The sequence below is a fragment of the Acidiphilium sp. MT5 genome (assembly GCF_054767495.1).
Genome location: NZ_BAABMR010000023.1, coordinates 1 through 10,489, shown reverse-complemented (window position 1 = coordinate 10,489; position 10,489 = coordinate 1). Strand labels below are relative to the sequence as shown.

Annotated in this window: 12 protein-coding genes; 5 read left to right on the top strand and 7 right to left on the bottom strand. The window is 60.5% G+C overall.

Annotated features, from left to right (window positions below; translation table 11 throughout):
• Positions 1 to 48 precede the first annotated feature (48 nt).
• Positions 49 to 414, bottom strand: a complete 366-nt coding sequence (locus ACYUCQ_RS15765; protein ID WP_460255510.1) for an SDR family NAD(P)-dependent oxidoreductase — start codon at positions 412 to 414, stop codon at positions 49 to 51.
• Between the two features lie 102 nt (positions 415 to 516).
• On the opposite strand from ACYUCQ_RS15765, the gene ACYUCQ_RS15760 reads away from it, so the two are divergent.
• From ACYUCQ_RS15760 to ACYUCQ_RS15750, 3 genes are all read left to right on the top strand, one after another.
• Entirely contained in the window at positions 517 to 864 is a 348-nt protein-coding gene (locus ACYUCQ_RS15760; RefSeq protein ID WP_460255509.1) for a LysR family transcriptional regulator, read from the top strand.
• Entirely contained in the window at positions 848 to 1,420 is a 573-nt protein-coding gene (locus ACYUCQ_RS15755; protein WP_460255508.1) for a LysR substrate-binding domain-containing protein, read from the top strand. Before ACYUCQ_RS15760 ends, ACYUCQ_RS15755 begins: the two co-directional genes overlap by 17 nt.
• A gap of 94 nt (positions 1,421 to 1,514) precedes the next feature.
• Positions 1,515 to 1,706 carry a hypothetical protein gene (locus ACYUCQ_RS15750; RefSeq protein WP_460255507.1) on the top strand — a complete coding sequence of 64 codons (192 nt, stop codon included), beginning with the start codon at positions 1,515 to 1,517 and terminating at the stop codon, positions 1,704 to 1,706.
• Between the two features lie 268 nt (positions 1,707 to 1,974).
• Here ACYUCQ_RS15750 and ACYUCQ_RS15745 read toward each other — a convergent pair whose 3' ends face one another.
• On the bottom strand, positions 1,975 to 6,108 hold the full coding sequence (locus ACYUCQ_RS15745; RefSeq protein ID WP_460255506.1) for a Hint domain-containing protein: 4,134 nt from the start codon (positions 6,106 to 6,108) through the stop codon (positions 1,975 to 1,977).
• 472 nt (positions 6,109 to 6,580) lie between these two features.
• Positions 6,581 to 7,708 (bottom strand): PEP-CTERM sorting domain-containing protein, encoded by a 1,128-nt coding sequence (locus tag ACYUCQ_RS15740; protein WP_460255505.1) that lies wholly within the window; start codon positions 7,706 to 7,708, stop codon positions 6,581 to 6,583.
• Positions 7,709 to 8,284: 576 nt separating this feature from the next.
• Between ACYUCQ_RS15740 and ACYUCQ_RS15735 the strand changes: the two genes are divergently transcribed.
• Positions 8,285 to 8,611 (top strand): hypothetical protein, encoded by a 327-nt coding sequence (locus ACYUCQ_RS15735; RefSeq protein ID WP_460255504.1) that lies wholly within the window; start codon positions 8,285 to 8,287, stop codon positions 8,609 to 8,611.
• 52 nt (positions 8,612 to 8,663) lie between these two features.
• Here ACYUCQ_RS15735 and ACYUCQ_RS15730 read toward each other — a convergent pair whose 3' ends face one another.
• Positions 8,664 to 8,873 carry a hypothetical protein gene (locus tag ACYUCQ_RS15730; RefSeq protein WP_460255503.1) on the bottom strand — a complete coding sequence of 70 codons (210 nt, stop codon included), beginning with the start codon at positions 8,871 to 8,873 and terminating at the stop codon, positions 8,664 to 8,666.
• Positions 8,874 to 9,047: 174 nt separating this feature from the next.
• Positions 9,048 to 9,347, bottom strand: a complete 300-nt coding sequence (locus ACYUCQ_RS15725) for a Fic/DOC family N-terminal domain-containing protein (protein WP_460255502.1) — start codon at positions 9,345 to 9,347, stop codon at positions 9,048 to 9,050.
• A gap of 17 nt (positions 9,348 to 9,364) precedes the next feature.
• Here ACYUCQ_RS15725 and ACYUCQ_RS15720 point away from each other — a divergent pair, with 17 nt between their 5' ends.
• The gene (locus ACYUCQ_RS15720; RefSeq protein WP_460255501.1) at positions 9,365 to 9,610 is read left to right on the top strand and encodes a hypothetical protein; all 246 of its coding nucleotides are present in this window, start codon (positions 9,365 to 9,367) and stop codon (positions 9,608 to 9,610) included.
• Between the two features lie 8 nt (positions 9,611 to 9,618).
• On the opposite strand, the gene ACYUCQ_RS15715 is transcribed toward ACYUCQ_RS15720, so the two are convergent.
• Positions 9,619 to 9,960: an abortive infection family protein gene (locus tag ACYUCQ_RS15715; RefSeq protein WP_460255511.1), complete on the bottom strand. Its 342-nt coding sequence runs from the start codon at positions 9,958 to 9,960 to the stop codon at positions 9,619 to 9,621.
• Positions 9,961 to 10,276: 316 nt separating this feature from the next.
• On the bottom strand, positions 10,277 to 10,489 hold a 213-nt coding region (locus tag ACYUCQ_RS15710; protein ID WP_460255500.1), incomplete at its 5' end, for an IS3 family transposase.

The window sequence follows — 10,489 nt, the reverse complement described above, 5'->3', positions numbered from 1 at the left end:
CCGTCAGATTTGTCGCACGCGCATGAAAAAATCAGACCAAATTACGAGTCAGACTCTGAGATTGAACACGCCGGTCAAATTGACATCCATCACCCGGCGCCAATTCTCGGGTTTGATCTCTAACAAGCATAGCGGCTCGGTAATGCCCGCATTATTGATCAGAATATCGGCATGACCGAAAGCGGCGAGCACTGTTTGCGCCGCAGCCGCACAGGCGCGGGGATCGGTTACATCGCAGCCTACACCGAGATGCCCGTTGCCAAGCGAGGCCGCCATTGCTTGCGCGTTCGCGTGGTTCAAATCCAGAATTGCAACGCGTGCGCCATGCTCAGCGAATAATTTGGCCGTTGCGAACCCGATTCCTTTGGGGCTAGCGCCGCCCGAAATAATGGCCGTTTTGCCTTGCAGCAGCATTGGTTTCCTCCGTGGCTATGCGGATCGTTAAGCGCTGCTTGAGATGAAATATCAAAAGGATAATTTGCATGAATTGATGAATTTGGTTCATGTATTATCCTCATGACCAATCATGTCCCCACCGCCTTATTGCGCGCGTTCGAGGCCGCCGGCCGCTCAGGATCGTTCCGCGCCGCCGCCGCCGAACTCGGCGTGACGCCCAGCGCGGTCAGTCACGCCATCCGCAAACTTGAAGATTTGCTTGGCGCGCGGCTGTTCCATCGTCAGGCACGCTCGATAGAATTGACCACTGAAGGCCAAACGCTCATGCGCCATGTCAGCGATGCGTTCGACATGTTGCGCCATGGCATGGAGGCGGTTTCAACCCAGGCGCCGCGCTTGCTGCGCCTGCACGTGGCGCCAAGCTTTGCTACCCAATGGCTCGCCCCCCCGGTTGCAGATTTTTCTTGAGGCCAACCCGAATGTTGAAGTGCGGATTGCCGCCAGCACCGATTACGCGGATTTCAGCGAGGGCATTTTTGATGCCGATATCGTCTATGCGGCAGCGCGCACCGCTCATGCGCAGCCCGGCTTGGTGCGCATTTCCCTCGGCGAGGAAACGGTGGTGCCGCTCTGCGCGCCGGCCATTGCCGCACGCATCCGGCGCCCTGCCGATGTGCTGCGCGAAACCTTGATTCATAGCGACAATAAAATGCTCCGCTGGCCCGACTGGTTTGCCGCCAACCACCTGAGCGCACCCTCGCCGCATGGGCTGCGGTTTGATCGCAGCTTTCTGGCGATCACGATGGCGGCAGAAGGCTTGGGTGTTGCGCTCGAATCAACCCGTCTCGCCGAACGCGAACTCGCCACCGGCCGCCTGATGGCGCCGATGCGCCAATGCTCGGTTGATTTGCACTACACCGCCCATTTCTTGGTCTATCCACAAACCCATCAGGCCAACCCCATGATTACCCGCTTCTCGGCCTGGCTCCAGCAGCAACTGAGCATCGCCACGCCGAATGGTTGATGTTGACGTGACAAAAATCACATCGATCTCAGCATCATGGTGCTACTTAGGACGTCATCAGCGTCCCACCCCATCGCACCCAGGAGCAACCAAGATGACCAACTTGACCCTCACCAACACCGCCCTCCCCGCCCAACGCGATCAAGTCGCCGCAAAAATCGCCTTCGTGCTACCGCAGACCATCATGGATCGTGATTTCGACATCACCAACCGGATCAAACTCATCGGTCTGGCAGCGACAACAGCAATCACACTGATCACCGGCGCCGTGTTTTTTCTCCTGTAACCGTCCGCACACACCAGCGGCGCCGTCATCACAAGCGACAGCGGCGCTTTGATACTGGCTGCCATAGCCTGCTTCTCACCGCGACTGGGCGCCGAGAAGCAGCCAGCGATGCTAATCAGAGGGACTTGAGGATGTTGGCGTCCCGTAGGGGACGGGAACCCAAAATGCCCACAACCTATTGATGCAAATACTGAAATTACTACTAAATTTTGTACGCCATCGGGATGTGACACATGTGTGTGTCACACCCGCATTTTGGGGTCAACAGTCACCGCCAGGCTCGCTCGTTACCTTGCGCATGCACCCGCGTCAGTTGGGGTTTGGGGTATTGTGTGGTTGCGGCGAGTTTGATGGTGATGGGGCCGTGTTGGGCGAGGGCGGCGGGGATTAGTCCGCTCCCGTTGGTCCAGCGGCCATCGGGTTCGGGGGTGTGCCAGCCTTCGGTGAGCAGCGGGTGGTCGAGATTGATTTCGCGGCTTCCGGCGTGGAGCGAGAGGATTTTGACGCCGAGGGTGCGTTGGTCGCGCGGGTCGGGAGAGAAATAACCGGGGATGGCGCGCCGCGAGTGAATGGTCACGCTCCCGTCTTGGTTGGGTTGGAGCGTGAGAGCTGGGTCATTGGTGAGGGGTTGGTGGGTGCGGGCGAGGATTTGGGTGCGGGTTTGCTCGACGATGGGGCCGGATTCGGCGAAGGGGGAGCAACTGGTTTGTTCGCGCAGCGTTTGTGCGAAATCGGGATGGAGGGTAATCGCTCCGCCGCCGCCATTTTCAAAGGCACTTCGGTTGCCGGTTTCGAGGTAGCTTTCGGCGGGGGTGCCCTCGGCGTAGAGCACGGCGTGGTGCGGAAGTTCGATGTGGTAGTAGGTGATGGTGCGGCGGGATTCTTGGCGGATGGTTGAGCCGTTGAGGAGCGATTTTGCCGGGATCAGGGCGCCGTTGAGGTAGAGGGCGTGGTCAGGCGAGAGAAAAAGGTCGCGGCTGGGCACATCGTTGTCGAGAGCGCCGGCGCGGATGCGGATGGGGTTTACTTGCGCCGGGTTGGGATGGCGGAGGAGTGACAGAGAGCGGTGGCCGATCCATTGGATGGGGGCGGTGCCGCCGGTGTGGAGGATGGCGTGATCGTTGGCGCGGAGTTGTTCAACGGGGATTTCGCCACGGGTGGTGAGGATGCGGGTTCCCTGCGCGAAGCAGGGCGGGTTGAGGGAGATGGTGGTGTTTGCAGGGGGATCGATGACGTTGAAATTGGCGGTGGAGAAATTGCCGGTGATGTCGAGCGTGATTTGTGATGTGCCGTTGGATAGTTCGAGGCCAGTGCCGCTGACGTAAGTGTCGCTGGTGGCGGCGAAGCCGTTGAGGATCAGGGTGTCGCCTTGAGCGAAACCGGCGATGTTGGTGAGGCTTTGGTTGTCCATGGCGGTGTAGGTGCCGGAGACGATGCCGGAGCTGCCGGTTTCGAAGGCGAGCGAGCGAAAATTTTGGTATTCGGCGCCGATGTTGGAGAGTGTGACGGGCGTGGAACCGCCGATGGCGAGAACGTCGGACACGGTGCTGTTGGCGACGACGCTGCCGGTGAAGGTTGCGCCGTGTTCGACGATGATGGTGCTGGCGGTGTAGCCGAATTGCACGGCGTCGGCGCGGACGCCGGAGTCACTGAAGCCGCCCTCGATCAAGTCGGAATTGAGGATGGTGCCGCCATTGACTGAAATACCCGCACCGCCTGCACCAAAATAAGACACAATACCCTTGAAGTTGGGTCCGCCGGTGCCGCCAGAGATGGTTCCGGAATTGGTCAGGGTTGCAGCCCCCGACAAGCTAACTCCCACCCCGCCCGCGCCGGCCAGGCCACCCTGTTGGGCGCTGGGACCATACGCTATACCACCGCCGCCGCCGCCGATCGTCCCGGCGTTCATGTTCGAGCCGCTGACCAGATCGACCCCTGCGCCGCCCAAGCTGCCATTTGTGTCAAACGCGGGGAAACCCGGCTCATAGGCGCCGTTCGCCCCTGCCCCACCCCTCACATAGCCATAATTATGCACAATCTGCCCGAAGACCGCGCCGTAAACGCCATTGGCTCCATTGCCACTGCTCGTGCCCGGCGTAACCGCGCCGTTGCTGGTGATGGTGAAGGGGGCTTGGTAAGTGCCGGTTGGGGTGAGGATAATGCCGGTGGCTATGGATTGGTTAAGGAAATGGGGATCGAAAGTGACGCCGGTGCCGTTCGCGCCGGTGGTCAGGTCGAGCACGTCGCCGATGGCGGCGGACGCAAAAGTGAGGTTGAGGGTTTGGCCGCCATTGCCCGCGATGGCGAATATGCCGCCAGCGCCGATGGTAGCGGTGGTGTTCACGGCGAATCCGGTGAGGTAGAGGCTATCACCACGGGCGAAGCCAATGATGCTGTCATTGGATAGGGCTGCGAGAGACCCTTCGAAAGTGCCGGTTGCGCCCGGTTCGAAGGCGAGGGTGGAGAAGTTGAGATAGCCTGCGCCGATGTTGGAGATTGTGACGGGCGCAGAACCACCAATGGCGAGAACGTCGGACACGGTGTTGTTGGCAACCACATTACCGGTGAAGGTTGCGCCAGATTCGACGATGAGGGTGCTGGTATTGGTGCCGAATTGCACGGCATCGGCGCCCTGTGTTCCTGCGATCAGGCCGCTATTGACGAGAGTGCCGCCGGAGAGAGAAATGCCGATGCCGCCGCTGCCGAGGCTTAGGGAGCCGAAGCCGCCGGTGCCACCGGTGATGGCACCGCTATTGCTGAATGAGCCCGTTCCCGAAAGATCAACACCCGCCCCGCCAGTCCCGCCAGCGCCGCCGCCGCCGAGGCCATTGCCGCCACCATTGCCGCCAGTGATGGTGCCGCTGTTGCTAAACGTGCCTCTTCCCGAAGGATCAACGCCGACGCCGCCAGTGCCGCCGGTGCCGCCGAATTCAATGCGCCCACCATTACCGCCGGTGATGGTCCCGCTATTGCTAAATGTGCCTCCTCCCGAAGGATCAAGTCCGATGCCGCCAGCGCCGCCCAAGTCGTAAGCGTAACCGCCGCTGCCGCCGGTGATGGCGCCGCTATTGCTGAACGAACCCACGCCCGAAAGATCAACGCCCGTGCCGCCAGCGCCCCCGCCAGCACCGCTGCCGGTGCCGCCGGTGCCACCATTGACAACACCTTGATTGATTAGGGTCAGGCCGGAGGCGGCTGAGCCATAAATGCCGATGGTACCACTGGCACCGACGACAGCGGCAGTTGGGGCGACGTGGCCTTGGCTGGTGATGGTGAAGGGAGTTTGGTAGGTGCCTGTGGTCGCGAGAGAAATGCCCGTGGAGATTGATTGGTTGAGGAAATGTGGGTCGAAGGTGATGGCGGTGCCGTTGGTGCCGGTGATCAGGTCGAGCACATCGCCGATGGCGGCGGCCGCGAAAGTGAGGTTGAGGGTTTGGCCTGTGGTATTGCCTGCGATGGCAAGGATGCCTCCGGTGCCGATGGTTGTGATTTCACTCCTAGCGGTGAAGCCGTTGAGGTAGAGACCATCGCCACGGGCGAAGCCGGTGATGCTGTCGTTGGACAGGGCGGTGTATGAACCGGCGAAGGTGCCGGTTGCGCCGGGATCGAAGGCGAGCGAGCGGAAATTCTGATATTCGGTGCCGAGGCTGGAAAGGTAAACGCGAGCAGAACCGCCAATGGCGAGAACGTCCGATATGGTGCTGTTGGCAACGACGTGGCCGGTGAAGGTTGCGCCGGCTTCGACGATGAGGGTGCTGGCATTGGTGCCGAAATACACGGCGTCGGTCTGGACACCGGAACCCGATGCGCCCCCTGAGATCAGGCCACTATTGAGGAGGGTGCCGCCATTGAGCAACACGCCGACGCCGCCAGCGCCGACGATGCCGGGGAATTGAAATGAGCCACCATTACCGCCGGTGATGGTGCCGCTATTGCTAAATGTGCCTCCTCCCGAAAGATCAACGCCGCTGCCGCCGGCACCACCTACGTCGTAAGCGTAGCCGCCGCTACCGCCGGTGATGTTGCCGCTATTGCCGAACGAACCCGCGCCCGAAAGGTCAACGCCGGTCCCGCCAGTGCCGCCGGTGCCGGCGTCGTCGAAGCCGCCGAAGCCGCCGGTGATATCGCCGCTATTGCTGAACGAACTGACACCCAAAAGATCAACGCCGCTCCCGCCAGCGCCGCCGCTGATGCCACCGGTGCCACCATTGACAACACCTTGATTGATCAGGGTCAGGCCGGAGGCGGCTGTGCCATAAACGCCGATGGTACCACTGATACCGTAGGCAGCGGTCGTTGGGGCGACGGTACCGGTGCTGGTGATGGTGAAGGGAGTTTGGTAGGCGCCTGTGGAGGAAAGAGAAATGCCAATGGAGATTGATGTTGAAAGGGTGTTGGTCATGGTGGGGGGATTCCTGGCGGCTAGTTGGCGATGGTTGGTTAATTAAGGGGTTGGGCGTGTAATTGCGCGCCAGGATTTTTTGGCGCGTTAGGGAATTCGGGCGTTGGCTTGGGATTGGTGGTGGTTGAGTATCGGCTTAGCCGATCAATCGATGATGGGATTCGGGCAGTTTCAGTTCGGAACTGCTACGAACCAGAGCGCTACAACAGTTCTACATAAAATCATCAAATCAAGATATTAATTTTAACTAAAAGTTAATTTAGAACTATAGTTGTACTTCGGATTTAAGATGAGCGTGTCTGGTGATGGCTTGATGGGTCCGTCTGAATATTGAAGTGGACCCTGCGTTGTAGACTAAGCGTGGGCAAAATTTAGCCACAGGTTTTGGGCCGGCGAGACCATTGCTCGATCAACCGACCAGCGTGCTACGCAATTCAAATTGTGCGCACCACACTGGCCACGGCGCGTGTGATCAGGTGTTCTTGCGTCCTTTCCGCAAAACCAGTCCCAGTCCGATCAGACCGGTGCCGAGTAATGCCAATGAACCGGGTTCCGGCACCGGGGTTGCCGCAGGCACGTCGGTGAAGGTCACTGAACCATTGGCACCGTTTCCAGAGTAAACTCCGGCGGTTCCGGCGGTCAGCATGATGTTGGCGGCATCGGTCGCCAGAAACGAGCCGCTGCCGCCGCTGCCGCCGCTGCTGCCGCTGCCGCCGCTGCCGCCGCTGCCGCCGCTGAAGCCGCCACCGCCGCCGCCGCCGCTTAAGCCGCCGCCGCCGCCGCCGCCGCCGAAGCCGCCGCCGCCGGAGCTGAAGCTGCCGCCGCCGTCAATGAAGGTGAAGCTGCCGCCGCCGCCGCCGCCGCCGCCGCCGCTGAAGCTGCCGCCGCCGCCGCCGCCAGTGAAGCTGCCGCTGGCAACGTGGCCGCTGCTGGCGCTGGTGCCGCTGAAGCCGCTGAAGCCGCCGCCACCGCCGCCACCACCTGGGCCGCCGCCGCTGCCGCTGGCGCCATTACCAGTGCTGTTTGTGCCGCCGCCGCCGCCGCCGCCGACGCTGTTGCCGTAGTAGTTGATGCCGCCGCCGCCGCCTCCGCCGGCGACGACAAGGGGCAGGCCGCCCGCGTTTGCCACAACAAAGCTGCCGCCGCCGCCGCCGCCGCTATCGCCGCCGCCGCCGCCGACGAGGACCTGGAGCACTTGATTGGCACTAAGACTGAAATCGCCGATGATCGTCGCGCCGCCGCCGCCGCCGCCGAAGCCGCCGCCGCCGTCGCCGTTGCCGCCGCCGCCGCCGCCGATGGCTTGGATTTCATAGGTTCCGGCGGTCAGGACGGTGTAGTCAACGATGCTACCGGAATAGGTGATGGAGGTGGTGCCGGTGCCGATGGTGTTGCTGGGGATGGGCGTGGCATGGGCCTGGGGGGTGAGTGCGATTGTGACGGCCCCCAGCAGGGTGGCGAGGGCGGTGGTGGTGATCAGATATCTGATCGAGCGTCTTTCTATGGCCATTTTCGATGGAACCTTTTTTCTGGATGTTGGGTTGCTAGGCGCGGCCGTGTCATTTTCCACGGCAAGAAACGTCAACGCGGGCTGGGATTTCAATGTATCCGGGGTGCAAGGGACGCTTACGTTCTGGTATCCGCACGAATTGGCGATTTATTGCGCGTGATCAGGAATGCACGCAGTCAATCGGGAGGCTTAACGCGGAGGATAACCCTACGTGCATCAGGCGGCGAGTACTGGCCGTTGCCTGAAGTAGTGGCGTTGCCCGCCGTCAAACCGTCCCTGCAACATTGCATGCAGTGCGATACTGTTCAGTTTTTCGCTGTGGGGCCTTTCGCCCCATGTTCTGCCCACACCATGGACATAAAGTTACTAAGCAATATTCGTGCCACCGAAAATTTCTTATTAAAATCAGAGCGTAATAAATCCGTGATATCGTGAGTGTAAAGAATCCCGACAAATTCACCGCCATGGATCGAGGGGCGATCTACCCAGCGTGAAATAAGGCTGGGGGGTCGTTAGCTGGTAGGTGATGCGTCAGAATTAGCCATTATTGAAAGCGGCGGATAATCGCCGGGCAGCCACGGCACAGTCCCGGTTGCCGGGCACGGCCAGCCGACAATCACAGGCGCTCGGAGACTGGTCAAGGCACCCGCCAGCGCGAATTGAGCGCGCGTGTGGCGCGACAAACAGGTGCGTTTCTCAGGTTGTTCGTCGCGCGGCACGCGCGAGGCGGCGATACGGCGAACCCGCGCGACCGTCACGGCCGAAGGATCGCCGCTCGCCGCCTCGATGCTGAGGGATATCCAGCGATCCGGGAGGATCGAGGCGGATCACATCCTCGGCGCGCTCATCGCACGATCACCCGCGCACGAAGTGGTGCCGGTGCTCCGGACGGCGGCGGCGTCGGGCACGCTGCCTGCGGAAACCCGCATCACGCTGATGGCGCAAGGTGACACCTTGTCGCTCCGTGCGGCGCTGGAGCTCCAACTCGGGCAGTAGGGCGCTCGGGAGCGGTGCGAAATTTGGTGCGGCGATTGGTGCGGCGCGACAATTACATGAACAGGAACACAGCGCCGGTGATCAGGGTGACGGCGGTGGCGGCCAGGGTGCCGACATATTTGATCCGGTGCGACAGGTCGAAATCCCGATCGACAATGGTTTGTGGGCGCGAAAAAGCGATTTTTGCGTCGGTGCGAAAATGCTTGACGGGACGGGCGGTGCTGGTGACGGCGGGGGCGGGAGTGAGGGCGATGGCGGTCATGGCGGTTGCTCCTGGCGGGGTGTGGTTCGGGGTGTGCAGCGTTGAGATGATGGATAGCGCGAGGACAGGCGCGAAGATGTGATATTTAGCACATCAAATGCTTGATCGGGGGAATTTTGGTGCCGTTGTCAAAGGCGGCGCGCGACCATTCGCTCCTCGAAAATGCGCATCCCCTTATTGAGGGACCGGATGGAAAAACAACCCGAGCGACCCAATGACTAGCTCGATGCCGGGCACCTCATGATTCTCGAACAGCAGCAGGTCGGAAAGCGAGGATTGCGTGCCCTCGATCTGCGAGGACAACAAAGCCTCTTTGCGGACATACATATAAAGGAACAAGAGTGTTGAAGGTAGGATCGTTGTCACGCCGTCCAGGCGCCCGACAGCAGCTATGGCACGTTCGTAGACGTGCATGAACCGCCCCAGCTCGAGCGGCGGATTCGGCGGCAGCGGGGAGGGCACATAAGCGCGCACACGCTCACCGCCTGCGCTTGTTTCGACGTTTCATCGGTGGCGCTGAGCTGGAGCTCGACCTCATAGCGGCGCTTGGTTTCCCGATCCTGAAGCAACAGGTCGAGGCGGCCGGCGCGTGGTTGGATACGCTCCTGATCCCGCAGCACCAGATCTCCAAGGCCGAGTATTGCCGGATCATCGGCGATAAGCTTTTGGACCCATTTTTCGTTGTATTGTTGGTGAGCCTTGAGCGAGAGGTGCTCTGGTTTGACAAAAGACAGTGACATATTTTCTACCTATGGGCTATCAGCGGCTTCGCTGGGAATTTCTGTTGCCAAGTTTCCAGGATGAACAATGCCGCCGTACTCGCCGAATGGATTGCAAGTCGTGCTATCCTGGCGTCGACACGTCTGAAACCTCGTTCACGGCCATGGGCATCTCCACCATGGGTCCTCAAAGAACCAATGCCTTCAATGCTGGTTATCAAACCACTTAATACCTTCCGCACGTCTTCGGCTATCTCGGGCGCTAAATTCGTCCGCTCTGGTGACAACCCGAGTGGATCGCGGATCGCCTTATATAGGCTGCTGATATCCCGCTTGGCAGGCAGTGGTAGCTGGAGCTCGATTAGCACGGACCTGCAAACGCTTTCGGCAGTCGAGCATGCTGCCGTCACGGCGTCTTCAGGGTCGTGCTCGGCACTGGCCAATGCACGGTCAAGATCCCTTCGGACGGTGTCAAAGTCCAGAACGGCGGCTTTGGTAGCAAGATCGGCGACAACAGGCGTTCCGTGGCCTGCCACCACCAAGCGAACGGTCTGGCCGAGATGTTGAAGTTCGAGGCCGTCAAAGTGTAGGTATCTATTTACGGTCAGGACTCATTGATTGATCCAAAAAATCACGGTTGCTGCGATAGCGATGTGAGCTGCTGCCGGTTTGATGGACACCATCCTAAGCCGAATCTGCCATTCGTTCGAATTCCATAGGACTGAGATATCCGATCGTCGAGTGGCGGCGTCGTGGATTGTAGAACCGCTCGATATAGTCGAACACGTCGGCCCTTGCTTGATCTCTGGTGCGATAAACCTTGCGGGCGATGCCTTCAGTTTTCATTGAAGAGAAGAAGCTCTCCATGGCGGCATTATCCCAGACATTGCCTGACCT

Bases quoted from the DNA above. Each gene is read 5' to 3' on its own strand.
- ACYUCQ_RS15765 (WP_460255510.1), bottom strand. From the start codon at position 414: ATGCTGCTGCAAGGCAAAACGGCCATTATTTCGGGCGGCGCTAGCCCC.
- ACYUCQ_RS15760 (WP_460255509.1), top strand. From the start codon at position 517: ATGACCAATCATGTCCCCACCGCCTTATTGCGCGCGTTCGAGGCCGCC.
- ACYUCQ_RS15750 (WP_460255507.1), top strand. From the start codon at position 1,515: ATGACCAACTTGACCCTCACCAACACCGCCCTCCCCGCCCAACGCGAT.
- ACYUCQ_RS15745 (WP_460255506.1), bottom strand. From the start codon at position 6,108: ATGACCAACACCCTTTCAACATCAATCTCCATTGGCATTTCTCTTTCC.
- ACYUCQ_RS15730 (WP_460255503.1), bottom strand. From the start codon at position 8,873: ATGACCGCCATCGCCCTCACTCCCGCCCCCGCCGTCACCAGCACCGCC.